Here is a 21,264-nt window from a genome sequence, read left to right as displayed (position 1 = left end):
CGAAGTGTTCGGGCAGTAACGGGCAGACATCACGGCTTTGGCGGACCGGTGACGCAATTTGCCAAGGCTGGGTCTTGCCAAAGTTGCCAATTCGCGCAAAACTCGAACTAAATAGGCCGGCCATCCGGTGTATGTCGGTCTAATGAGCGATGTCTGGAGCGATCCGGACAAAGCGGATGGGTCGCCTTGGAAACGGCTCGCCAAGCTCGCAGACAGCCATAGCGATGTCAGCGGAATGCAGCCTTGGTGGGTGTTGGAGGGGGCGGAAATCACCCGCCACGTATTCGAACGGCCCTTTGGGCGCGACATCGCGCGTTTCGCGCAGCTCAAGGAGCAGCGCATGATCTATCGCTTGGCACTTGGGCAGCCCAACCAAGAGGATTTCCTTGAAATCTTGTCTCGCGGCGGTGCTGCCACCCGGACGCTGTTGCATCCACTAGTGCTTGATTTGTCCGCGATGGGCCTCCGGCAGGTGTCGCCAGTTGACGGGAGGCCTCCGTCCGTTGACGCGAAGAGTTAAGCGCTGCCGATGATCCGCAGGCGCATCGCGCGCGTTTCCAGCAGATAGGTGTCGACGCCGGCAAGCAGATGCAATCCTTCTTCGCCGATGGCTTGGCGGGAAAGGCCGGGCTGCACAATGCGAACGTCATACTCGAAACGATGGTCTTGCCATCCGGCTTTCAGCTTCTTAATTGCGGCCGCCGATCCCCGTTCGATGCGGGAGCTGGCCCCCCGGTCGCGGCGCATCTGTTCGCGCTTCAACATGTGCTGAAGCATCCGGTTAGGTCGATCGCGCCATCTTGCCGACTTCTGGGCTTGTCCGCAGACTTCGTAGAGGTCGCTCAAGCGAGTTCCGGGCGTGTCAGTCCCTGAGTATTTGCAGTGGAACAGCGTCACCGACACGGCGCTGTCTGTGATGCGCAACGCAACGACGTCGGCGATCTCACCTTTGCCGTCGTCGTCGAAAATGACGTCATAGGGCTCGGCGTCTGCCAATAAAGTTTCAATGACAAGACGCTGGACGGAATCGGCGCGCTTCTCGACGCCCTGCGCTTCGGCGCGGATGTTGGTTTTCGACCAATCCCACGCTTCAATTTTCTCAGGGGGATAGGGCTGGACCGTCTCGCCTTCGGGCAGAGCATAGAGATGGCTGTAGATCAGCAGGGAGCCATCACCGAAATCGATCTGTGGCGCTTCGTCTGCAAAGGACTCCGAAAGCGTCTGGATCTTGCTTCCAACCTTGATGATCGCTTTTGGTCCGCCGCGCTGTGGATAGCGCGCGCCCCCGTCCGTGAAGACAATCTCAAATTCGGCGGACTGGTCGTCGCTGCGCACTGCAAAGCGCAGCGGACCTGTCCGCGCATTGCCGAGCAGTTCGATGTCGCATTCCGTGAAGATGACGGGCTTGTCGCCGAAGGTGATCTCGATCCGGTCTTCGATCTGGGTCAGGAGTGATTCAGGCCAATGAATCGCCACGGGCGGGACGGCGGGGCGGTCACTGATCTGGCGCGGTCGCATCGCGCTCTTGAATACCCCGTCCGTGGTGATGCCCGGATCATTCACGGCGCGGCCGACATCCTGACACCAGTCGACCCAGTCGGTGAGATCCCGCACTTTGGAGATCGACCAGAACTTGCCCTTGGCCGAACAGCCTCGCGATGCCGGCGCGCCGTCGAGGAACCCTGTGGCGAAGACGTTGTTCTTGATCCGTGATTGCGATTTGGCGCTATCGAGTCCGTCGGCGACGTCGACGCCCATGTACATGGAGTAGCGAACACCGCGACCCTGATGGTGCGTGAGCCCGAGGTTGCGCAGGATCAGGCGCTTGAAACCGTGGAGGCTACGAAATACCTCCTCACCCTCGACCCGGCGGGCCGTTTCGCCGCAAACGGCCCTGGCCAGCCGATCGAAGGGCCCCTTGGCCGAGCTGCTGATGTAGAGCAGGCCGCTTGTCTGGTCCCAATGCAGCATGTGCAGGTCCCAGGTCACATTGACGGCCTGCTGCGCCGTCGTCCAGCGTGCCTGCTCCTCTGCCCGGGTCACGAAGATCGCCACGCGCTGATGCGGATTGAACTTCATACCGAGGTAGAAGCCCGGATCGTAAAGCTCCTCGGCCTGAAAGGGGTCCCAGCTCTCGCATGACGTCCGGTACACGACTGCGTTCATCTTCGGTTCGAGCGTCTGCAGCGGGATGTCGTTGAGGTCTCCGGTGAAACCCTTGAAGATCTCGGCGCGCCTGACCTGACGCTCGATCTTGGCCGAACTCAGCGCCTCGACCAGCGCGTTCCAATCGGCGTCTTCGGCATAGAGCTTGGCGAGCGAACGATCGATGTCGTCAATGCCGGTGTTGGCGATGACGGTCGCATCCCCCAAAGTCGGATCTTGGCGGGTGAAGCGGCCAACAAACTGGATCGTCACGGCGACACTCTTGTGGTGGTCGTGCAGCGCCGCGATTTTCAACTCGGGAAGGTCGAACCCTTCACCGAGCATATCGACACAGATGATGATCCGGCTTTCGAACCTTCGCAGCGTCGAAAGGTTTTCGCGCCGCTCCCTGAGCGCCTGCTGGCTATGGACGATGACCGGGCGATATTGCGGATAGGCTGTGGTGTAGAGACCATGCAGGTGTTTTGCGCGCTCGATCGTGCTGCAGCGGGCCATGGCCAAATGGTTGAGGCCGGCATCGAGATCGGCGGCGAGGACTTCTCCGAGCTTGTCGATGATCGCCAAGTCGGCATCCGGACGATCGAGGCCGAAGACCGCTTCGAACCGGATCGGTTTGAAATAGCCTTCTTCCTGCGCCTTCTTCAGCGGATAGGTGTAGATGAATTCACCATCCACGCGCCGCCCGTCCTCGCGAAAGGTGGTGGCGGTGAACTGGACGATGGGGATCGGCGGATTGCGATCAACGAAGAGGCTGCGAAATTCCGACCATGTCCGGGCGCCGATATGGTGGGCCTCGTCGATGAACAGCGCTGCGGCTCGCGCGGCCATCTGCTCCTGAACCTGCGGATCCGCGCGCCCGGCGATGTGCATGGTCGTGACGATGACGTTGGCCGTATCGAAGATCTGATCGACCTCGGCAACAGACGAGGGGATGTGCGCGAGACGGGTCACCACGGGATAGTCGGCTGATGCGTCGAGGCACGCTTGGCTCTTGAGGACGCCAAAGGTCTCGAATTTCCCGGCGATCTGTTCGCGAAGGGCGTCGGTTGGCACCACGACCAGCAATCGGTCAAACTGCTGGCGAGCGTTCAAGGCCAGCATCGTCTCTGTCTTGCCCGTTCCGGTCGGCATCACGATGGTCGCCGGCTCAGTGGAGCGCGTCGCGTGTGCGAGGGCCGCGTGGAGCGCGCCGATCTGGGGGCGCCTCAGCCCGGGAACGGCCGGCTTGCCGTCAGCGGCCGGTCGGCCTTCACGCAGGTGAAAGGCGTCTTCCCAGGACGCGGTAACGTTGGAGAGCCGGGTCGCCATCTCCGGTGCGCTCAACGCAGCGGGATTGAGTGGTATGGGCCGGATCCAGCGGCCCTCACCGCGCTCCAGAGCGTCCCTAATCTCGTTGGAGTGCTGGGCGTTGGGAACGAGCAGGACGAGGTCAGCGTCCAACTTCGTCGCCGTCTTCGCACTTAGGATTTTCAGCGTCTCGCCGCTTTTCAGTATTGTCTCAAATCCGCCGACACGCCGAACCGTAAAAGGCCTTAGCCGACAAAGAGTTTGAGCTGCCGGCACAGCCTGCTGCCGCGTCGCGCTGCCCAAGACCTTGCCTTCGACGGCCAGTCGGGCCGGGAGGACCAAGGATACCTCTTCGGTGAACAGGTCATCCTGTCCCGGTGCCTTGGTGGTTGTGCGTATCAGCATCGTCTTCCCCCCGGCGCCCGCGATTAGGCCGCGCCCGCAACGATCGGCGACGGCGTCACCGCGATGATCTCGCCTGTCGACACCAGCACGATCAGCCCTCGTTCTGTGCCGGTCATGTCCAGGTAGTTCCGCACCTGCGCGCGGTAGTGGTCGATGGTCTCCGGGGTCGGCTGGACGTCACTTTTCCAGTCGATGACAACCTGCGGCTTGCCATCGGGACCGAAGCTGGTGGCGTCCGTGATCCCGGCGGTCGCCTGTTCGACATCTTCCACTTCCGTCGAGGCATAGACCGGGAATTCGGGCGCCAGCGTTGGGCGCAGTTCGACGATTTCGGGCAAGACGAGGGTGCGGGTCACGCACCCCGCAAGTTCGCTCGGCGTAAGCCCCTTGGCAGGATCATCGGCCACGGGCTTGCCGATCGCGACGATCAGCATTCGCGCCCGATCGGTCAGAGAGGCAAGATCATCCGGTGTCTCACCGGTCAACACTTCCTCGAGTAGCTTGTGCAGGATCAGACCGCGTTCACGGCCGCCTTGAATGCTGGGCCGAGCCACCTCGTCATCGGGCTGGCTCCCATCGGTCGCGGCCCAGATCTCCACCGCCTCGGGGGTCAGGACGGGACCGCTGGTGCTTTCGTCGCGGCTCGGCGCCAGCCAGATCAGCCGGCGATGACGGTCGGCGATGGCAGCGGCCTCCGCCGCAAAGCTATCGCGGGTCTGGCTGTTGCCTTCTGTAGGCTCGGCGGCCCCCATCTCCGGCGGGAGATGCGAGAGGTCCAGCGCCGGAAGATCGGCGAGCGACAAGTCGAGAAGCGCGATCCAGGCGGCCTTCGAGGGCGCAGCGTCGAGTCGGGGCAGAACAAGAAGCTCGCGGGCGCGCGTCGCGGCGACATACCAGAGCCGAATGCGTTCGCGGTCGAGCTCCTCCTTTTCCGCATCGCGCGCCTCGTCGTAGCCCGCAGGTTTCACCCCGAAGACGGGACAATAGAAGGTGTCGCTGTCTCTATCGGTCACGGCGCTTTCGGGCGCCATGATCCCCGTCATCGTATTGACCGGCACGACGATTGGCCATTCGAGGCCCTTAGCGGCGTGCATCGTGTAAAGGGCGATGGCTTCTTCCTGGGCGTCGGGGCGGCCTTCGACGGCGCGCGCCTCATCCGTCCAGGCCGCGGTCATGGTTTCGGCAAACGCCCGAAGGCCTCGGACGGCGAACGCAGCCGTCAGGCTGAGATACAGGTCGACATTGGCCAGAGCTCGTTCGGCCTGCCCCCGATGGCGTTCAAGCAGGATCGGACGAACCCGCATCACATCAACCGCCTGGGAAAGGAGGTCGTGCGGCGTGGTGCTGTTGGTCCGGCGATATAGGGCCTGGAGCTTCTCGATCGTCGATCGCGCCAGCGGGTGGGTAATACCGCTGGCATCCACGCCGAGGTCGAGGCGCGGCAGCTTTTCGGGATCATCCTCGGCGCGCGGTAGCGCCCAGATGATGTCCAGCAAGTCTTCTTCCGTGAGCCCGACCAGCGGGCCGCGCAGGAGCGCGCCCAGGGCGAGCGTGTCGCGGCGATCGGCGAGCACGCGCGTCAGGGCGATCAGGTCTTGAATCTCCTGTCGGCGAAACAGACCTTTGCCGGCCTGAGTGGCCACAGGAATGCCGTGCCGCTCAAGCGCTTCTTCATAGCGCCACAGGTCGCTTCCCGTCGGAGCAAGCAAGGCGATGTCCCCCGGCCGACAGGCGCGACTGGCGCCCGAGCGGCGATCAAGGATCATCTCGCTGCCGATCAGGCGCGCGCACATCCCGGCGACGGCCTCCGCTTCGGCGTCGCGTTGTTGTTCGGCCGACGCCTTGCCGTTCTCGTCGGCGACCGCGACGTCCAGGGCCGCGACGCAGAGCGCCTCGCCACGATCGGGATGGAAGGCGTCAAGCGCGGTGAACCCGGGCTGCCCTTCGCTCGAGAGCAACGCCTCGAAGCGCTCATTCACATAGGTGAGAATCGGCGCGCAGGAGCGGAAGTTGGTCGAAATCGACAGGACGCTGTCGGCATCCTGGGCGATGAAAGCATCGCGCGCCCGAACGTAGGCGCTGACATCCGCGCCGCGAAAGCGATAGATCGCCTGCTTGGGATCACCGACCAGAAACAGCGCACCGGGTCGAATGTGGAAGGTGGACCAATCCTGCGTTGCGCCCTCGGCGGGCGGCTCTCCACAAAGGCGCCAGAAGATCTCGGTCTGTAGCGGATCGGTGTCCTGGAACTCGTCGACCAGAACTTGCGAAAAACGCGCCGCCAGAGCACGGCGAACATCGTCGTGATCGCGCAGCAGATCGCGCGCGGCAAAGATAAGATCGTCGAAATCGAGCAGCGCCGCCGAGCGCTTATCGGCCCGCGAAAAGTTGCGGTAGTTGACTATCTGGACCCTTGAAATGTGCATTATTGTCCCGCCCCCCGCGGTCGCCCACGGCGTCTAGTCGCGCCTGTCAGTAAATCGGTTGTAAGCTGTTAGCCGGTGGACGCGGAGATCAAGCTCTCGCTGATAAATTTCCGCCTTCAGGAAGGCCAGTTCGGGTTCGAGCTTGTCGTCTTCAAGCTCGATGTACCAGGCTTTCGGGCTGGGTTTCCCATCAGCGTTCCAGCGATAGCCGCGCGCTTTCAGCACTTCCTTCATATCGAACGGTGAGTTCTCAGCCCATACTCGCCAACTTGGCCGACGAGCACGTTCGAGCAATTGGGCCATAGCCGGAGCGCCGGAACGGGGGAGTGGAGCAGCGAGGAGTTCGATCGCCGCCACGCAATCGTTCGTTGCGCGATGACGGTCGTAAAAGAAACCTGCCGCTCCTGCGAGGTAGGCTAGCTTTGTTCCTTCATAGCCCTCAGCGGCCCAATCAATCTGGGTCATCGAGCAAGCCCAGGGCAGCGCTAAAAATGTGTCGCTCAGCCTTTCCAGGAAGCGGCGGTCAAACCCGGCATTGTGCGCAACGACCAGGGCAGAGTCTGTTGCGAATGCCGCGACCTCGGCGGGGTTGATCGACTTGCCCGCCAGCATTTCATTGGTGATCCCAGTTAGGGCCGTGATCTCCGCTGGGACGGGGACGGCTGGCTCTCGAAACCCGTGGAAGGGCGGTTGGATCTCGAAGATCCGTCCGTCGAGCCCATAAGTGAACGGCACCATGGCAAGTTCGATGATCTCGTCGCGCGCGGCATCAAGGCCGGTGGTCTCGACGTCGACAAATAAGCCCCTTCGAGTCGGGGACCCATCGGGCGGTCGAATGGTTGCTCGTGGTCTTAGCTTTCGCAGAACTTTGTATTCCCCACTGGCCTCAAGGGCGACCGCCATCGCGTGGAGCTCGGCCGGCGTTCGGATGGGTTGCAAGGCGCCTATCGAGGCCATGACGCACTGGATGTTCGCAAGGGGTTGATGGTTTTGACGTCTTCGAAATCCGTGTCGTTGTCAGTGACGATGACGCAGTCGTTCACTTCCGCGACAGCAGCGATGGTGGTGTCGAGCGCGCTTCTGGGGCGGCCCTTTGTCTTCCCGTCCGCCATCAGCCGAGCCCAGACAAGTCCGGCCTTTTCGTCGAACGGCAATACACGGCCGGCGAACAGCACCTGCGGTCCCTCCGGCCCGGAGAACCAGGCGTCAAGCTGATCGCGCCTCTTACCGGCCGACGTCTCAAGGACCCCTCTGCGGATCTCGGCGACCGTCAGCGAGGCAATGAAAAGGTCTTCGTCATTTTGCTCACTCATCCAGGCGAGCAGGGACTCCGAAGGGGCCGGCTTTGCGATGTTGCTGATGATGTTGGTGTCGAGCAGGTAGCGCATCAAATCTGAACTTTACGTCCTTCCTCGCGGGCGCGGGTCAGATCGAGATCCGCGCCGACCAATGGAGAGCGTCGGAGTGCAGCCAGGACGCCACCCTTCTTGGGTGGCTCACCGGCGATGGTTTGGCTAACAGCAGCGCGGAGGCGCGAGGCCTCTGGGCCGTCCTCTGCTAGGCGGCGCGCCAATGACCGGATGAGATCGCGGTCCGTCTCGCGACCAAGCACCTCGAAGCGCGCCAGACCGCGTTCGCTAAGGCGAGATCGATAGTTCTGGATGGCGCGCTTTTGCGAGCTGCCCACGGTAAACTCCAGCTTATTTCCAGTAATATATCCGGAAAATCGAGTTTCAGCAAGGCGCAGCAGCCGGTGCGGGGCATACCTGCTACCAGATGGCATCGACCCTTTGAGCGTGTTATGGTGCTCGTGACGGTACTTTTCGACGCGAGTCGAGTACGCCGCCGGGCGCCGCGAGGTGCAAAAATCGTCCGACTGGCTCCGATAGTTGGCGACACCTCAAAAATATTTTTCCGGCGATTTTTCCTTTAAAATCAACAGCGTAACTTTTTGACGGCCTCGGTGTCGGAATTTTCTCGCCGACAAAAGAAATTTACGAGTAATTTCAATTGGTTATATGTTGTTTAAACAATCGAGTGGGAATGAGCGGCATGTCAGGCGCGGAGCAGAGCGACCGCATTGCCGAACTGGAGCAGCGCATTGCCCAGCAGGACAGGGTGATCGCCGATCTCAACGAGATGGTGATCGCGCAATGGCAGAAGGTTGACGCTCTCGAGCGCCGCCTGGGCGAGTTGCGGGAGGAGTTCGATTCTGCGGGGCCCCTGCGAAGCGACGGATCCGAGCCGCCACCGCCGCACTATTGATGTGGTGGACGGTGGGGCCTGACGAACCAGTCTTGACCTCCTGACCACGCAAGTTCATATTGGTTTTCGCAAGGTCGCAATGACCTCGTATTCCCAAACATCGCCCGGCTGCTGCCGGGCCCCGTGCTCGGCAGACTTGGCGATCAAACGCAAAGGATGACGATGAATGCTGTTGAATGACATCTACGCCGATGCCGTGACCTATGCCGCCAAAGCCCATGCCGGGCAGGTGCGGAAAGGAACGGACATTCCCTATATCTCCCATCCGATCGCGGTCTCGGCGCTTGTCATCGAGAATGGCGGTTCCGAAATCCAGGCGACGGCGGCTTTGCTTCATGACGTGCTGGAAGATTGCGGGGCCCATCATGGGAGTGAAATTTCCAACCGCTTTGGTCCTGACGTGCTCCGCATCGTGGAAGGGCTAACCGATAGCGTGCCGGACCAGAACGGCGAAAAGCCGGAATGGCGTCCACGCAAGGAGGCCTACCTGGCGCATCTGGCGGAGGCACCGCGCGATGTGGTTCTCGTGTCGGCCTGCGACAAGGTTCACAACGCAACCGCCATTGCGGATGACTACGCGTCGGTTGGCGAGACGGTGTTTGACCGGTTCTCACAGTCCAGAACCAGCACCATCTGGTACTATGAAGAACTCGTCCGTGTGCTGTCGTCGCGGCTTGGTCCGGATCACCGTCTGGCTCGCAAACTCGATGCCGCCGTGAGGCGCTGGGCCGTCTGATCGCCAGGCCTGCGGACAGTGATTAAGAGTTCCAACCTGTCAGAGAATCGCGGACCTGATCAGCAGGGCGGCGGTGCCAACGGCGAGGACGCCGGCGAGCCAGAGGCCGGCGAACCACAGGAGGCGCTGCCAGAGCGGTTGCGTCTTGCCCTTCTCCATCAGTGATAGCCGCCGCCGCGGGTGACCTTTCCGCGGAACACCCAGTAGGCGTAGACCGTGTAGCCGAGGATCATGGGCAGCAGGACAATGGCGCCCGCCAGCAGGAAGCCGAGGCTGTTGTCGGGCGCGGCCGCCTGCCAGATGGTGACGCTGTGCGGCACGATATAGGGGTAGAAGCTGATGCCCAGTCCCGCAAAGCAAAGGACGAAGAGGCATTGAGCGGCAAAGAAGGGCAGGGCCTCCTGCCGCTTGCGCAAGCCGTTCATCAAGCCATAGGCCGCGAGCAGAGTGAGCAGCGGGACCGGCACGGCCAGCAGCATGGCCGGCCACGAGAACCAGCGCGCCATGTAGATTGCGTCGAGAAAGGGAGTCCACAGGCTCACGATGCCGATCATCACCAGTGTGACGGGCGCCAGGATGCGGGCCGCGGCCAGTGACCGCTCCTGAACTTCGCCCGTGGTCTTCCAGTTGAGCCATGTGGCACCGAGCAGTCCATAGCCCACCACCAGCGCCGCGCCGGTGAACAGGCTGAAGGGTGTCAGCCATATCCACCAGCCGCCGGCATAGGCCCGGCCCTCGACGGGAATGCCCTGGACAAGGGCACCCAGCGCAATGCCTTGCGCGAACGTGGCGAGAATGGAGCCACCCGCGAAGGCCCAGTCCCACAGGAACTGGCCGCGCCTGGTCTTCCAGCGGAACTCGAAGGCGACGCCCCGGAAGACAAGCGCGATCAGCATGGCGATGATCGGGGCATAGAGGGCCGGCATGACGATGGCGTAGGCCAGAGGGAAGACCGCGAACAAGCCGCCGCCGCCCAGCACCAGCCAGGTTTCGTTGCCATCCCATACGGGCGCCACCGAGTTCATCGCGTCATCGCGGTTCTCTTCGCCCTTGATGAAGGGAAACAGGATGCCGACGCCCAGGTCGAACCCGTCGAGAACGACATAGGCAAGAATGGCGAAGGCGATGAGCCCCGCCCAGATGAAGGGAAGGTCGAACATCATCGCATGGCCCCCGCAGCTGGAGTGATGCCGGCCGCGCGCACAGGTTCGTCATGCGGAATGCCTGGCTGATGTGGATAGGGCGGCAGCGCCATCAGCCGCAGCATGTAGAAGGTGCCCGCGCCGAACAGGATGAAGTAGACGACGACAAACACAATGAGCGAGGTGCCGACGGCGGGCGCATCGATGGGTGAGACGGACTCTGCCGTCGTCAGCAGTCCGTAGACCGTATAGGGCTGGCGGCCGACTTCGGTCGTCACCCAGCCGGCCAGCACGGCGACGAAGCCCATGGGCGACATGACAAGTGCGGCGCGCTGGAGCCATGGCGAATCGTGGAGCCCGCCACGCCATCTAAGCCACAGGCTCCACACTCCGAGGCCCAGCATCGCGAAGCCGAGCCCCACCATAATGCGGAAGCTCCAGAACAGCACGGCGACGGAGGGCTGCTTGTCCTCTGGCACGGTGTCGAGACCCGCCATCGGTGCGTCGAGATCATGCTTGAGGATGAGCGAGGAGAGCTTCGGGATCTCGATCGCGTAGTCGATCCGCTTTTCGGCGGGATTGGGGATGCCGAAGAGAATGAGCGGGGCGCCGTCCGGATGGCTCTGGTAGTGGCCTTCCATCGCCATGATCTTCACCGGTTGATGTTCCAGCGTGTTGAGGCCATGGAGGTCGCCCGCGAAGATCTGGACGGGTGCGGTGACAGCCAGCATCCACAGCGCCATGGAAAACATCACGCGGCTGCCCTCGGTCGCGCGGTCGCGGAGCATGTGCCAGGCCGCAACACCGCCGACCACGAGGGCTGTCGTCAGATAGGCGGCGAGCACCATGTGGACGAGCCTGTAGGGGAACGACGGGTTGAAGATGACGGCCCACCAGTCCACGACGATGAACTGGCCCGCCTCGTTGATGGCGTGGCCCGTGGGCGTCTGCATCCAGCTGTTGACGGCGAGGATCCAGAAGGCCGAGCCCAGCGTTCCGATGGCGACCATGAGCGTGGCCAGGAAGTGCAGCTTCGGGCCAACCCTGTCTCGCCCGAACAGCATCACGCCGAGGAAGCCCGCCTCGAGGAAGAAGGCGGACAGCACCTCATAACCCATCAGCGGGCCGATGACGGGGCCGGCCTTGTCGGAGAAGACGCTCCAGTTGGTGCCGAACTGGTAGCTCAGCACGATGCCGGAGACGACGCCCATGCCGAAGCCCACCGCGAAGATGCGCTTCCAGTAGTTGAAGATGTCCAGATAGACCTGGCGGCCTGTGGCGAGTGCTGCGCCGTTCAGCACCGCGAGATAGCTCGCGAGCCCGATCGAGAAGGCCGGAAAGATGATGTGGAAGCTGACCGTGAATGCAAACTGCATTCGCGCGAGCATCAAGGCGTCGAATCCGAACATGTCGCTCCCCATTCAACTTTGCAGAACGTCGTGCGTGGCAGGAAGAAACACAACAGCTTGTTGCAGGCGGATTGCCGCACCGCGAAGGCGTCTTGACACAATACCAACTGGTTGGTATTTAATTCTACATGAATGCCAGACCAAAGTCCGACGCCCGCGAACAGTTGCTTAAGGCCGGGCTCAGCGTCATCCGCGAGAAGGGATATTCCGCCATGAGGGTGGAGGACATCTGCGACCGGGCGAGCCTCACCAAGGGCGGTTTCTTCCATCATTTCAAGGGCAAGGAAGACTTCGCCGTAGCCTCCGCCAACTACTGGTCGGAGACGACGAGCCAGTTCTTCGCGTCCGCGCCCTATCACCAGCATGCCGACCCGCTCGACCGGGTGATGGGTTATCTCGATTTCCGCGAGGCGATCCTCAAGGGTTCAATTCCAGAGTTCACCTGCCTCGTCGGCACCATGGTGCAGGAGGCCTATGAGACCAGTCCCGCCATCCGCGACGCCTGCGATGCCTCGATTTCAGGCCATGCGGCAGAGGTCGCGAAGGACATTGCCGTGGCCAAGCTTCTTTACGCCCCAGATGCCGAGTGGACGCCCGAAAGCCTGGCTCTGCATACGCAAGCCGTGATCCAGGGCGCCTTCATCCTGGCCAAGGCGAAGCAGGGGCCGGAGATCGCGGCGGAAACCATTGATCACCTCAAGCGTTATTTCGAGTATCTCTTCAAACGCAACTGCACGGGGAGTGCCATCGCATGACTGACGAGATTCACGAGCTCACATTGACCCGCCTGATCGATGCGCCGCGCGAGGCGCTGTGGCGCTGCTGGACCGAGCCCGAGCTTCTGAAGCAGTGGTTCACGCCGAGGCCGTGGACGACGCCGGTCGTCGAGACGGACGTGAGGCCGGGAGGATCGAGCTACTTTTTGTTCCGCGGGCCCGAGGGCCAGGAATTTCACAATCGCGGCGTCTATCTCGAAGTCGTGCCCAACGAGAAGCTCGTGTTTACCGATGCCTACACGAAGGCCTGGGAGCCGTCAGCCAAGCCCTTCATGACCGGAACCATCACCTTCGCGGATGAAGGCGGCAAGACCCGCTACACCGCGAAGGTCCGCCACTGGACTGCGGAGGACAAGGCGAACCACGAGCAGGTGGGCTTCCACGATGGCTGGGGCAAGGCCACAGACCAGCTCGCCGCTGTTGCCGCAACGCTCTGATACCATCAGCATACGGAGGAATTGACATGACCGGACGTCCCGTTCACCCCGGAGTGATGCCACACCTGATCTGCCGCGGCGCGGCTGCCGCCATCGACTTTTACGTCAAGGCTTTCGGTGCAACCGAGATGATGCGCTTGCCCGACAGGAAGGGATTGCTCATGCACGCCTCGGTCATGGTCAACGGGTCGATGGTGATGCTGATGGACGAATATCTCGACTATGGCGCGCGCTCGCCCCAGTCGCTTGGCGGAACGCCCGTCGTGATGCACATGACGGTGCCGGACGTGGACAAGGCCTTCGCAACGGCCGTCGCTGCCGGCGCCACCGTGGTCATGCCCGTCGCCGACATGTTCTGGGGCGACCGCTATGGGCAGGTTGAAGACCCCTTCGGACACCGCTGGTCTCTGGCCACGACCGTCAAGCAACTGTCTCCGGATGAGATCATGGAGAACCTCCGCAAGATGGAGCAGGCGCCATGAGCAGCGCCGTCGCCGTCTCCACATGCCTGTGGTTCGACAGGCAGGCGGAAGAGGCCGCCACTTTCTACACGTCGCTCATTCCGAATTCGCGCATCACCGCTGTGAGCCGCTATGAAAAGGGCGGTCCAATGCCTGAAGGCGCGGCTCTGATCGTCAGCTTCGAACTGGCCGGCACACCCTACATGGCGCTCAACGGCGGCCCGCATTTCACCTTCACGGAAGCCGCCTCCATCGTGGTCACCTGCGAGAGCCAGGCAGAGATCGATCGGCTATGGCAGGCGCTGACGGCAGATGGCGGTTCAGAGTCGCAATGCTTCTGGCTGAGGGACCGCTACGGCCTGTCCTGGCAGATCGTGCCGTCGCAGATCCAGCGTTGGATGACGTCGGAGGACAAGGTCGCGGCGGCGCGCGTCATGTCCGTGGTGATGGCGTCGGTGAAGCCCGACATCGCAAGACTCGAAACCGCCTTCAACGGAACATGACAGGAGAGAGACCCATGACATACATTTTCGGATCGGTCGCCGCCGTGCAGAATGCCAAGCGCGAGGCCTACAAGGCTTATGCCGAGATGGCTGCCACCGTCTTCAGGGAGGCGGGTGCGATCTCGGTCATGGAATGCTGGGGCGATGACGTTCCAGAGGGAAAGCTCACGTCCTTTCCCATGGCAGTCAAGCTCCAGGAGGATGAAACGGTGGTGTTCTCGTGGATCGTGTGGCCATCGAAGCAGGTTGCCGACCAAGGCATGAAATCCGTGATGTCCGATCCGCGTTTCGAACCGGCGACCAATCCCATGCCCTTCGATGGCCAACGGATGATCTATGGTGGCTTCGTGCCGCTGGTCGAGGCGTGACGGCTCAGTAGATGTAGAGCCTCAGCGCGCCGTTCGAGCCGACCTGCACGCCCCACACGCGGCCGATCGCAATATTGCGGCGGTCGAGTGCTTCACGGGTCACGGGATTGGCGGCCAGCGACCTTTGCAGTCTTGCAATTCCACCGGTATATTTCCGGGCTAGAATCTTGAAGTCCTCCGGCGTGAGCATGTGGGTTTCGGCCCCACGCATGCCCCGGACGCTCAGGCGGATGACGCCGACCGACGGGACATGCGTCACATTGGCGACGAGTGACGCACGCGTTCCCGCGGACATGATGGCTGACACGGCCATCTGGCCGTCGATTTCGCTCACCTGTGCGGAGCCATGAATCGCCATGGCCACGGGGCTTGCCACCAGAAGGGCTGCCGTCAGCAGGATTCTCAAAGCCTTCATGTCAAAACTCCCTGAGCGAAACCGACCAAGATTGTCTTACTCGCTCATTCACGCAGTTTCAAAAGGCTTATTGCGGGCTCGAAGTCGCGGAAGCCGCCCATCAGGCCTTGCAGGAAATCCTTGAGGTTGGGGCGGAGCCGAAGCGGCACGCCTGATTCATCGCCCAGAAGGAAATTGCGGAACGAGAATCGCCTGTTGGTGATGATGGCATGGAGATCGGGGTCGAGGCGTTCAAGCGTCAAGACAGGCCCCGGCACGCCATCGGGCAGGGCCGAGCCGACAAAGCGGTTGGCGGCCGGCACGAAAAGATCGGGATTGAGTATCTCTTCCACAGCAGCGGCGGTCTTGAGCGAATCCTCCTCGGTATCGACGATGAAGATGACCGCGGTGCGGAAACCCTTCTCGATGGCGGCGGCGCGGAAGTCGAGGTCCGTCACCAGTTCGCAGAACTTCGGCAGGGCATGGGCAGGGACGTCGATCACGTAGTCGCGGCCGGGTCCCGCCAGAATCGTGTCGAACACCTTCATCTGGCCCGCGATCTGCGCGAAGTCGACCAGCGCCGTTCGGCCCGGAAAGAAGGCGCGCAGCGCTCCTTCGGGGTGGCTCAGGTCGAGGCAATAGGGGTCGCGCCCCTCCATCAACAGGAAATCGACCAGCACGCGCGCCAGCAATGTCTTGCCATTGCGGTGCCGGTCGGCGCAGACGATGGCGATCAGCGGAGGCAAGGCCATCGGGCCTGACCTCTCAGGCTACTTGTGGGAGCGCTTTTCGGATGCGGGTGCTGGCGCACGGCCACCGGTGACGATGTCCTGGAGCAGCTTCAGTTTCGAGAATTCCTCGTCGATCTCGGAGCACCACTTGCGCACATAGCCGCGCAGCACGAAGGAGAACTTGCCCGGCTCGCCTTCCGCCGTGCGGTTGTCGATGAAGTCCTTGAAGGTGACGCGGGCGACGTCGACCTGCTCGTAGGCCATTTCGTTGAGCTTGGGGATGTCGACTTCCTGCGCCTTCGGGATCGCCGAGAAATACTTGCGGGTCGTCTCCTCGTCCCACTCGAAGAAGTTGGTCTCGTTGATGAAGTTGCGAGCCACGATGTAGTCGACGCCGTTCAGGTACTTGGCGATTTCGCCGATCTCGTCGAGGGATGCGATGGAGGGGCCGACGATGTGGAACAGGCCAAGCGTGAACTGGCCGGCACGTGCGGCTTCGAGCACGCCGATGCGCTCGAAGATGTCGAGCGCGTAGGAGAGGCCGCCGGCCTTGAGGTCGACCAGGGTCACCGGCACGTTGGCGGTTTCCAGCGTGTCCAGCACCTTCATCTGGTGGGCGACGTTCTCGAGGTCGATGACCTCGGCGGTGGCGGGATAGAAGCGCTTCAGGGAACCACGGGGATTTTCCGTGTCGAAGGCGCGGGTCAGCACGTTCTTGCGCGCGAAATAATCGAGCAGGATGCGCGATACTGTGGTCTTGCCGACGCCGCCCTTGTCGGCGCCGACGAGAATGAGAGTTGGCTTCATGGCAAATCCCCTGATGTGGCTCGGAAACGTAGCGCGGTGTAACACGGCTTTCGGCCTGAGTACATCAGGGGATTGAAGTCAGAACGAAATCAGGGGGATGCCGGAGAGGGCCAAGGCATAGGCTGCAATCGTTGCCAGCAGGAATGCCACGCCCGTGATCGCCACCAGCGCCCGGCTGCCGGTCAATGCCACCAGCGGCATGGCCTGCATGATGTGCAAGCCCATGAAGTGCGCGGGCCGAAGGTCTCCACCCGTCGTGGACCAGCCAACGAGCGGCAGTCCCGTGGCATCGGTCTGGTCGCCGCCGATCCAGTGCGAGCCCATGCCGCCCAAGGTGAGGCCGACCCATACCGTCAGCATCGCGGCGAGGATGAAGCTCACGCCAAAGCTGCGGGCAAGCGGGGTGCGGGGGCCGCTGCGGAGGATCTGCAATCCGATGATGGCCGTCGACACCATGATGAGGACGGCGCCGATTCCCATGGCGGCGTAGATCATCTGGGCCATCACGGAACTCGAGTTGAAATGCGAGGCCTCGCCGCGCGCGGCCTGCAGGGCGATGTAAGTCATCTCGAAAATTGCCATGGCCACGAGCACACCGATGGCGGCCCGCGAAACGGGCCCCGCGCGCACTGTGTCTGGCAGCAGCGTCAGTGCCCATGAGACGGTGAGCATGTGGATGGCGAGCGAGAGGAAGAATTTTGACGGCTTGATCCAGACGCTGATGCCGTTGAACAGCCGCAGATCGATCTGGCTCAGAATGGCGGCAAGCGCGAAGAGCGCGAGAAAGGCGATGCTGGTGCGCCAGAGGAGGGGCGAGGCCTGCCGCAAGGTGTCGAGCGAAATGCCGGCGCGCGATGGCTGAAGCGTGATGCTGGTCATGATGCGTCTCCTATGCGGGTGAGAAGCAGGCCTTGCGCGAGCAGAAAGCCGATGGGGCCGAATAGGAAGGTCAGCGGCAGGATGGGGACGAGGAACAGGCGCGAGAGTTTGCGTTCCATGATCTGGCGCGACACAAACGCGCCGATGAAAAGGTCATAGGCGAGGTAGTGAACCCATCCGGCGAGCGCCACCCAGCCCTGGGTGAACAGCGTCTGGACTTCCGCGAGCGAACCAAAGCCGCCATCGGCCGTCCACCAGAAGATGAGGATGAGGACCGTGTAAGCTGCGGAGAGAAGCAGCGGGATCAGAAGCCCGGCAACGCGGTCTCTCAGAAACGGGCGGTCGAACACGATGCCGGCTGCGAGGGCCAGCCAGCCTGCAAGCGCAATCGGGCCGCTGACGGCGAACAGACTGTCGGGCGTCATCACTTCCTCCTATATTGACGATGTAAACTTTGAATGCGGCAATATGTTTCTGCTGTCAATATCAATTTTGACACTGTCAATTTTTTGTGAGAAACGGTGACCATGCCAAAGAAGACGAAACAGAAGCCTTATCACCATGGCGATCTCTACGAGACACTGGTGAAGGCCGGCACCGACATCCTGAAGGATGACGGCCTCGAAAAATTCACGCTGCGGGAATGCGCGCGGCGTGCCGGTGTCTCACATGCAGCGCCGAAGAATCATTTCGCGTCTGTCGAGGACCTGCTGTCCGAAATCGCTGCGCGCGGCTTCGACCAGTTTGTGGCGGAACTCGATGCGGCAGCGGATGCCGCTCCATCGCAGTCGCCCGACGACCGGCTCATCGCCATGGGCCGCGCCTATGTTGCCTTCGCGCGCGCCAATCCGGCGATCTACCTGATGATGTTCCGCCATGCCCAGCCCTTCGACAAGTCCGAACATCTGCAGAAGGCGTCGCATGGCGCCTGGGTGCAGCTGGAGCAGGCGGTCGCGGCGGTGCTGGGGCCGGGACGGCCTGACGTGAACACGCGCGCCGCCCATGTGTGGGCCCTGGTGCATGGGATCGCCAGCCTTATCATCGACCGGAGGCTGCACCCCTCGATCGATCCCGGAATCGTGATTGCAACGAGCCTGTCGTCATTGCCCGCGGCCATCCGCGGGCTTGGACCGCAATAGATTATCTGGCACAAGCTGCCACGGGAGAACCAGATACATGTCAATCGGCGTCACACTTGCCATCCTCTACGGAGGCGTTCTGCTTTTCGGCGGCAGCCATCTGCTGTCGATCCTGTTTCCGGGCCTGCGCGACAGCTTCAAGGCCCAGATGGGCGGGGCGTCCTGGAAGAAGCTCTATGCCATCGTGTCGCTCATCGGCCTCGTGATGATCGCGGTCGGCTACTGGGGCACGCGGGGCGGGCCTCTCGCAGCGGACCAGCTTTACCAGCCGCCGGAATGGGGCAGGCATGCCGCCATGCTGTTCGTGCTGCTCGGTTTCATCTTGATCGGTGCCTCGCACGGCAAGGGCTACCTGAAGAAATGGCTGCACAATCCGATGTCGATCGGCGTCGGCCTGTGGGCGGCGGGTCATCTCCTCGCCAACGGCAAGCGCACCGACGTGTGGATCTTCGGAACGTTTCTCGTGGTGTCGCTCGCGGACATCGTGATGTCGGAGTTCCGCGGCAAGCGCCCCATCCATGAACCTCGGCTCCGGTCCGACATCATCGCCGTCATCGTGGGCATGGTGCTCTATGTGATCTTCCTGTTCGGCTTTCACCCTTACGTTCTCAATTTCCCGATCGTGCAATGATCCTCCTCGCATTCGGCGTCCTCTTTACCGCGATTCTCCACCTTGTGGCGGCGGTTCCCACGCTCAAGGCCCGCCTCAAGGCGGCCGTGGGCGACAAGGCCTATGGCCCCGTCTTCGGCTTCGCGTCGCTCCTCGGCATCGTCATCGTCGTGCTGGGCTGGCGCGCGTCGGACTTCGTTTTCGTTTACGATCCGCCGGAATGGGGCAGGCACGCCAATTTCCTGCTGACGCTCATCGCCTTCATCTGCCTCGGCATCTTCATCTTCCGTGGTTCGCTCCGGCAGAAGCTGCGGTTTCCCATGGCCATCGCCGCCATCTTCTGGGCCGTGGGGCATCTGCTGGCGAATGGTGATCTGGCGAGCATCATCCTGTTCGGCGGCTTCCTCGCCTATGCCGTGGCGCATATCGTGATCGGAACCATCAATAAAGTGCGGCCTTCGCCCGAAGTGCGGAAGGGCCACGATCTGGTGTCGGTTCTCATCGGCATCGCGCTCTATGGTGTCATGGCACAGCTTCACGGCGCCCTCATCGGCGTTCCGGTGTTCCAGATCGGCTGATGGCGGGGCGGCTCATCGGCATTGCGCGGCGTGAGAAACCCCGCGCGCCGATGGAAGAACTGGAAAGTGCCATCATCACGCGAGAGGCAGGGCTTGAGGGCGACTCCAAGGGCGTGAAATTTCCGAAGCGCCAGATCACGCTTCTGGAGCGCGAATTGTGGGAAGCAGCACTGTTCGTGCTGGGCAATCCCGATCTCGCATGGACGGCGCGGCGGGCCAATCTTCTGGTCGAGGGCGTTCACCTGCCGCGTGGGGCCGGCTCGGAATTGCTGGTCGGTGCCGTTCGCCTCGAAGTCACCGCCCAGACAAGCCCATGCGCCAGGATGGACGAGATCTGGCCGGGCCTCCGCCGGGCGCTGGCGCCTGACTGGCGCGGCGGCGTCACCTGCCGCGTTGTCAAAGGCGGCATCATCAGGCTTGGTGATGTCGTCGAAGTCCTGCGAGAGATCACACCTCCCAAGGTCCACTTGCCGGGGTGAGGCTCCGGGACTAGGCTCCGGTCATGTCACAGCATGTCGCAACGAAGCGCTTGACCGCGCCCGAGATCACCGCCCGCAAGGGCAAGGACCCGATCGTCTCGCTCACCTCCTACCATGCGCATACGGCGGCGATTGCCGACAAGTATGTCGACTTCCTACTGGTGGGCGACTCGCTCGGCATGGTGATGCACGGATTCGAGTCCACGTTGCCCGTGCCGCTCGACCTGATGATCCTGCATGGCCGCGCTGTGATGCGGGGTGCGAAGAAATCGTTGGTCGTGGTCGACATGCCCTTCGGTTCCTATGAGGAAAGCCCGCAGCAGGCCTTCCGCAACGCCGCGATGGTGGTGAAGGAAACCCAGTGCGGCGCCATCAAGCTCGAAGGCGGCAAGCGCATGGCCGAGACGATCCGCTTTCTCTCCGAGCGCGGCATTCCGGTGATGGCGCATATCGGCCTCACGCCGCAGTCGATCAACATCCTCGGCGGCTTCAAGACGCAAGGCCGAACGCGCGACCAGTGGGCCATCATCGAGGAAGATGCCCAGGCCGTGACCGAGGCCGGCGCCTTCGCAGTGGTACTTGAAGCCATTGCCGAACCGCTGGCCGCAAAGATCACCAAGGACATTCCGATCCCGACCATCGGCATCGGCGCGTCACCTGCCTGCGACGGTCAGATCCTCGTCATGGAGGACATGCTGGGCTTGAGCCCGCGCGTGCCGAAGTTCGTCAAGGAGTTCGGCAAGGTGGGCGCGGCCATCGAGAATGCCATCAGGATGTATGCCGACGATGTGCGCAGCCGCAGCTTCCCGATGCCGGAAAACACCTACGACGTGAAGGACTAGTCCTTCGCCGCGTTGGCGTGGTCGAAGAACGCCTTCATCACGATCTGCCACTTGCCATCATGTTTGATGAGGGTCAGGTAGTCCGTAAAGGATGTTCCAAAGCAGTCGTCGGTGACTTTCGCTACCGCCACGTCTCCCGTGATGTCGATCGTCACGATCTGGGCCTTGTAGGGTGTTCCGGGCGCTTCCATCACTGCGGACTGGAGCGACTCGATGAAGGCATATCGGTTGCAGAATTCGTACTGTCCCCCGAAGTGCCCCGCCTGCATGCACAGGGGGTGCATGGCCCGGTTCAGCCTGTCAGTCTGGCCGTAGATCATGCCTTCCAGATAGTCGGTGATTAGAGTGCCGATGGATTCCCGTTCGCTACTCATCAGATCCCTCGCTGCCGGCAGAACTCCCTAGCAAGTGATATGCATCTTAA

At 62.2% G+C, this 21,264-nt stretch carries 26 protein-coding genes and 1 pseudogene; 13 read left to right on the top strand and 14 right to left on the bottom strand.

Annotated features, from left to right (window positions below):
• Positions 1-142 precede the first annotated feature (142 nt).
• The gene (locus ACEW8Q_RS06530; RefSeq protein ID WP_373503245.1) at positions 143-520 is read left to right on the top strand and encodes a hypothetical protein; all 378 of its coding nucleotides are present in this window, start codon (positions 143-145) and stop codon (positions 518-520) included.
• Here ACEW8Q_RS06530 and ACEW8Q_RS06525 read toward each other — a convergent pair.
• From ACEW8Q_RS06525 to ACEW8Q_RS06505, 5 genes and pseudogenes are all read right to left on the bottom strand, one after another.
• Positions 517-3,858 carry a DEAD/DEAH box helicase gene (locus tag ACEW8Q_RS06525; RefSeq protein ID WP_373503244.1) on the bottom strand — a complete coding sequence of 1,114 codons (3,342 nt, stop codon included), beginning with the start codon at positions 3,856-3,858 and terminating at the stop codon, positions 517-519. The two genes, ACEW8Q_RS06530 and ACEW8Q_RS06525, sit on opposite strands and share 4 nt — an antisense overlap.
• A 23-nt stretch (positions 3,859-3,881) precedes the next feature.
• A pseudogene (locus ACEW8Q_RS06520) lies at positions 3,882-6,239 on the bottom strand (UvrD-helicase domain-containing protein); the annotation flags it as partial.
• Positions 6,240-6,317: 78 nt separating this feature from the next.
• Positions 6,318-7,187 (bottom strand): 3'-5' exonuclease, encoded by an 870-nt coding sequence (locus ACEW8Q_RS06515; protein ID WP_373503243.1) that lies wholly within the window; start codon positions 7,185-7,187, stop codon positions 6,318-6,320.
• Between the two features lie 41 nt (positions 7,188-7,228).
• Positions 7,229-7,672: a type II toxin-antitoxin system VapC family toxin gene (locus ACEW8Q_RS06510; protein ID WP_373503242.1), complete on the bottom strand. Its 444-nt coding sequence runs from the start codon at positions 7,670-7,672 to the stop codon at positions 7,229-7,231.
• The gene (locus ACEW8Q_RS06505; protein WP_373503246.1) at positions 7,672-7,971 is read right to left on the bottom strand and encodes a hypothetical protein; all 300 of its coding nucleotides are present in this window, start codon (positions 7,969-7,971) and stop codon (positions 7,672-7,674) included. Before ACEW8Q_RS06505 ends, ACEW8Q_RS06510 begins: the two co-directional genes overlap by 1 nt.
• A gap of 356 nt (positions 7,972-8,327) precedes the next feature.
• Here ACEW8Q_RS06505 and ACEW8Q_RS06500 point away from each other — a divergent pair, with 356 nt between their 5' ends.
• The gene (locus ACEW8Q_RS06500; RefSeq protein ID WP_373503241.1) at positions 8,328-8,549 is read left to right on the top strand and encodes a SlyX family protein; all 222 of its coding nucleotides are present in this window, start codon (positions 8,328-8,330) and stop codon (positions 8,547-8,549) included.
• A gap of 166 nt (positions 8,550-8,715) precedes the next feature.
• On the top strand, positions 8,716-9,285 hold the full coding sequence (locus ACEW8Q_RS06495) for an HD domain-containing protein (RefSeq protein ID WP_373503240.1): 570 nt from the start codon (positions 8,716-8,718) through the stop codon (positions 9,283-9,285).
• Positions 9,286-9,324: 39 nt separating this feature from the next.
• Here the strand turns inward: ACEW8Q_RS06495 and ACEW8Q_RS06490 are convergent, their stop codons facing one another.
• Genes ACEW8Q_RS06490 through ACEW8Q_RS06480 form a run of 3 tightly spaced genes read right to left on the bottom strand, consistent with a single transcriptional unit; the run spans position 9,325 to position 11,836 of the window.
• Positions 9,325-9,444 (bottom strand): DUF2474 family protein, encoded by a 120-nt coding sequence (locus ACEW8Q_RS06490; RefSeq protein WP_373503239.1) that lies wholly within the window; start codon positions 9,442-9,444, stop codon positions 9,325-9,327.
• Entirely contained in the window at positions 9,444-10,448 is a 1,005-nt protein-coding gene (gene cydB / locus ACEW8Q_RS06485) for a cytochrome d ubiquinol oxidase subunit II (RefSeq protein ID WP_373503238.1), read from the bottom strand. Before cydB ends, ACEW8Q_RS06490 begins: the two co-directional genes overlap by 1 nt.
• Positions 10,445-11,836, bottom strand: coding sequence for a cytochrome ubiquinol oxidase subunit I (locus tag ACEW8Q_RS06480; protein ID WP_373503237.1), 1,392 nt, complete (start codon positions 11,834-11,836; stop codon positions 10,445-10,447). The genes cydB and ACEW8Q_RS06480 overlap by 4 nt, the downstream gene beginning before the upstream one ends.
• 128 nt (positions 11,837-11,964) lie before the next feature.
• Between ACEW8Q_RS06480 and ACEW8Q_RS06475 the strand changes: the two genes are divergently transcribed.
• Genes ACEW8Q_RS06475 through ACEW8Q_RS06455 form a run of 5 tightly spaced genes read left to right on the top strand, consistent with a single transcriptional unit; the run spans position 11,965 to position 14,381 of the window.
• Complete coding sequence (locus tag ACEW8Q_RS06475; protein ID WP_373503236.1) at positions 11,965-12,591, top strand: TetR/AcrR family transcriptional regulator; 627 nt, start codon at positions 11,965-11,967, stop codon at positions 12,589-12,591.
• Positions 12,588-13,049 carry an SRPBCC family protein gene (locus tag ACEW8Q_RS06470; protein WP_373503235.1) on the top strand — a complete coding sequence of 154 codons (462 nt, stop codon included), beginning with the start codon at positions 12,588-12,590 and terminating at the stop codon, positions 13,047-13,049. The genes ACEW8Q_RS06475 and ACEW8Q_RS06470 overlap by 4 nt, the downstream gene beginning before the upstream one ends.
• Positions 13,050-13,075: 26 nt before the next feature.
• Complete coding sequence (locus ACEW8Q_RS06465; RefSeq protein ID WP_373503234.1) at positions 13,076-13,531, top strand: VOC family protein; 456 nt, start codon at positions 13,076-13,078, stop codon at positions 13,529-13,531.
• On the top strand, positions 13,528-14,013 hold the full coding sequence (locus tag ACEW8Q_RS06460) for a VOC family protein (protein ID WP_373503233.1): 486 nt from the start codon (positions 13,528-13,530) through the stop codon (positions 14,011-14,013). Before ACEW8Q_RS06465 ends, ACEW8Q_RS06460 begins: the two co-directional genes overlap by 4 nt.
• Before the next feature lie 14 nt (positions 14,014-14,027).
• Positions 14,028-14,381, top strand: a complete 354-nt coding sequence (locus ACEW8Q_RS06455; RefSeq protein WP_373503232.1) for a DUF1428 domain-containing protein — start codon at positions 14,028-14,030, stop codon at positions 14,379-14,381.
• A gap of 4 nt (positions 14,382-14,385) precedes the next feature.
• Here the strand turns inward: ACEW8Q_RS06455 and ACEW8Q_RS06450 are convergent, their stop codons facing one another.
• The 5 genes from ACEW8Q_RS06450 to ACEW8Q_RS06430 all read right to left on the bottom strand — a co-directional run bounded on the left by ACEW8Q_RS06450 (position 14,386) and on the right by ACEW8Q_RS06430 (position 17,617).
• Entirely contained in the window at positions 14,386-14,796 is a 411-nt protein-coding gene (locus ACEW8Q_RS06450) for a hypothetical protein (protein ID WP_373503231.1), read from the bottom strand.
• Between the two features lie 44 nt (positions 14,797-14,840).
• Positions 14,841-15,527 (bottom strand): hypothetical protein, encoded by a 687-nt coding sequence (locus ACEW8Q_RS06445; RefSeq protein WP_373503230.1) that lies wholly within the window; start codon positions 15,525-15,527, stop codon positions 14,841-14,843.
• A gap of 18 nt (positions 15,528-15,545) precedes the next feature.
• Positions 15,546-16,313, bottom strand: coding sequence for a hypothetical protein (locus ACEW8Q_RS06440; protein ID WP_373503229.1), 768 nt, complete (start codon positions 16,311-16,313; stop codon positions 15,546-15,548).
• 78 nt (positions 16,314-16,391) lie between these two features.
• A complete protein-coding gene (locus tag ACEW8Q_RS06435) occupies positions 16,392-17,192 on the bottom strand; it encodes a hypothetical protein (RefSeq protein ID WP_373503228.1) in 801 nt (266 codons plus the stop codon).
• Entirely contained in the window at positions 17,189-17,617 is a 429-nt protein-coding gene (locus ACEW8Q_RS06430) for an ABA4-like family protein (RefSeq protein WP_373503227.1), read from the bottom strand. The genes ACEW8Q_RS06435 and ACEW8Q_RS06430 overlap by 4 nt, the downstream gene beginning before the upstream one ends.
• A gap of 102 nt (positions 17,618-17,719) precedes the next feature.
• Here ACEW8Q_RS06430 and ACEW8Q_RS06425 point away from each other — a divergent pair, with 102 nt between their 5' ends.
• Genes ACEW8Q_RS06425 through panB form a run of 5 tightly spaced genes read left to right on the top strand, consistent with a single transcriptional unit; the run spans position 17,720 to position 20,840 of the window.
• Positions 17,720-18,331, top strand: coding sequence for a TetR/AcrR family transcriptional regulator (locus tag ACEW8Q_RS06425; protein ID WP_373503226.1), 612 nt, complete (start codon positions 17,720-17,722; stop codon positions 18,329-18,331).
• Positions 18,332-18,368: 37 nt separating this feature from the next.
• Entirely contained in the window at positions 18,369-18,962 is a 594-nt protein-coding gene (locus tag ACEW8Q_RS06420; RefSeq protein WP_373503225.1) for an NnrU family protein, read from the top strand.
• Entirely contained in the window at positions 18,959-19,519 is a 561-nt protein-coding gene (locus tag ACEW8Q_RS06415; protein ID WP_373503224.1) for an NnrU family protein, read from the top strand. The genes ACEW8Q_RS06420 and ACEW8Q_RS06415 overlap by 4 nt, the downstream gene beginning before the upstream one ends.
• Positions 19,519-19,998, top strand: a complete 480-nt coding sequence (locus tag ACEW8Q_RS06410) for an MOSC domain-containing protein (RefSeq protein ID WP_373503223.1) — start codon at positions 19,519-19,521, stop codon at positions 19,996-19,998. Before ACEW8Q_RS06415 ends, ACEW8Q_RS06410 begins: the two co-directional genes overlap by 1 nt.
• Positions 19,999-20,021: 23 nt before the next feature.
• Positions 20,022-20,840 carry a 3-methyl-2-oxobutanoate hydroxymethyltransferase gene (gene panB / locus ACEW8Q_RS06405; protein ID WP_373503222.1) on the top strand — a complete coding sequence of 273 codons (819 nt, stop codon included), beginning with the start codon at positions 20,022-20,024 and terminating at the stop codon, positions 20,838-20,840.
• On the opposite strand, the gene ACEW8Q_RS06400 is transcribed toward panB, so the two are convergent.
• Entirely contained in the window at positions 20,837-21,214 is a 378-nt protein-coding gene (locus ACEW8Q_RS06400; RefSeq protein ID WP_373503221.1) for a nuclear transport factor 2 family protein, read from the bottom strand. The genes panB and ACEW8Q_RS06400 overlap by 4 nt on opposite strands.
• Between the last annotated feature and the right edge of the window lie 50 nt (positions 21,215-21,264).

It is taken from the genome of Aestuariivirga sp. (assembly GCF_041738905.1).
GTDB lineage: Bacteria > Pseudomonadota > Alphaproteobacteria > Rhizobiales > Aestuariivirgaceae > Aestuariivirga.
The sequence above is the reverse complement of the archived record's forward strand: the minus strand, read 5'-3'. Positions and strand labels throughout refer to the sequence as shown.

Excerpts from the sequence above, each read along its gene's own strand:
- ACEW8Q_RS06530 (WP_373503245.1), top strand. The coding sequence starts at position 143 with ATGAGCGATGTCTGGAGCGATCCGGACAAAGCGGATGGGTCGCCTTGG.
- ACEW8Q_RS06525 (WP_373503244.1), bottom strand. The coding sequence starts at position 3,858 with ATGCTGATACGCACAACCACCAAGGCACCGGGACAGGATGACCTGTTC.
- ACEW8Q_RS06515 (WP_373503243.1), bottom strand. The coding sequence starts at position 7,187 with ATGGCGGTCGCCCTTGAGGCCAGTGGGGAATACAAAGTTCTGCGAAAG.
- ACEW8Q_RS06510 (WP_373503242.1), bottom strand. The coding sequence starts at position 7,672 with ATGCGCTACCTGCTCGACACCAACATCATCAGCAACATCGCAAAGCCG.
- ACEW8Q_RS06500 (WP_373503241.1), top strand. The coding sequence starts at position 8,328 with ATGAGCGGCATGTCAGGCGCGGAGCAGAGCGACCGCATTGCCGAACTG.
- ACEW8Q_RS06495 (WP_373503240.1), top strand. The coding sequence starts at position 8,716 with ATGCTGTTGAATGACATCTACGCCGATGCCGTGACCTATGCCGCCAAA.
- ACEW8Q_RS06490 (WP_373503239.1), bottom strand. The coding sequence starts at position 9,444 with ATGGAGAAGGGCAAGACGCAACCGCTCTGGCAGCGCCTCCTGTGGTTC.
- cydB (WP_373503238.1), bottom strand. The coding sequence starts at position 10,448 with ATGATGTTCGACCTTCCCTTCATCTGGGCGGGGCTCATCGCCTTCGCC.
- ACEW8Q_RS06480 (WP_373503237.1), bottom strand. The coding sequence starts at position 11,836 with ATGTTCGGATTCGACGCCTTGATGCTCGCGCGAATGCAGTTTGCATTC.
- ACEW8Q_RS06475 (WP_373503236.1), top strand. The coding sequence starts at position 11,965 with ATGAATGCCAGACCAAAGTCCGACGCCCGCGAACAGTTGCTTAAGGCC.
- ACEW8Q_RS06470 (WP_373503235.1), top strand. The coding sequence starts at position 12,588 with ATGACTGACGAGATTCACGAGCTCACATTGACCCGCCTGATCGATGCG.
- ACEW8Q_RS06465 (WP_373503234.1), top strand. The coding sequence starts at position 13,076 with ATGACCGGACGTCCCGTTCACCCCGGAGTGATGCCACACCTGATCTGC.
- ACEW8Q_RS06460 (WP_373503233.1), top strand. The coding sequence starts at position 13,528 with ATGAGCAGCGCCGTCGCCGTCTCCACATGCCTGTGGTTCGACAGGCAG.
- ACEW8Q_RS06455 (WP_373503232.1), top strand. The coding sequence starts at position 14,028 with ATGACATACATTTTCGGATCGGTCGCCGCCGTGCAGAATGCCAAGCGC.
- ACEW8Q_RS06450 (WP_373503231.1), bottom strand. The coding sequence starts at position 14,796 with ATGAAGGCTTTGAGAATCCTGCTGACGGCAGCCCTTCTGGTGGCAAGC.
- ACEW8Q_RS06445 (WP_373503230.1), bottom strand. The coding sequence starts at position 15,527 with ATGGCCTTGCCTCCGCTGATCGCCATCGTCTGCGCCGACCGGCACCGC.
- ACEW8Q_RS06440 (WP_373503229.1), bottom strand. The coding sequence starts at position 16,313 with ATGAAGCCAACTCTCATTCTCGTCGGCGCCGACAAGGGCGGCGTCGGC.
- ACEW8Q_RS06435 (WP_373503228.1), bottom strand. The coding sequence starts at position 17,192 with ATGACCAGCATCACGCTTCAGCCATCGCGCGCCGGCATTTCGCTCGAC.
- ACEW8Q_RS06430 (WP_373503227.1), bottom strand. The coding sequence starts at position 17,617 with ATGACGCCCGACAGTCTGTTCGCCGTCAGCGGCCCGATTGCGCTTGCA.
- ACEW8Q_RS06425 (WP_373503226.1), top strand. The coding sequence starts at position 17,720 with ATGCCAAAGAAGACGAAACAGAAGCCTTATCACCATGGCGATCTCTAC.
- ACEW8Q_RS06420 (WP_373503225.1), top strand. The coding sequence starts at position 18,369 with ATGTCAATCGGCGTCACACTTGCCATCCTCTACGGAGGCGTTCTGCTT.
- ACEW8Q_RS06415 (WP_373503224.1), top strand. The coding sequence starts at position 18,959 with ATGATCCTCCTCGCATTCGGCGTCCTCTTTACCGCGATTCTCCACCTT.
- ACEW8Q_RS06410 (WP_373503223.1), top strand. The coding sequence starts at position 19,519 with ATGGCGGGGCGGCTCATCGGCATTGCGCGGCGTGAGAAACCCCGCGCG.
- panB (WP_373503222.1), top strand. The coding sequence starts at position 20,022 with ATGTCACAGCATGTCGCAACGAAGCGCTTGACCGCGCCCGAGATCACC.
- ACEW8Q_RS06400 (WP_373503221.1), bottom strand. The coding sequence starts at position 21,214 with ATGAGTAGCGAACGGGAATCCATCGGCACTCTAATCACCGACTATCTG.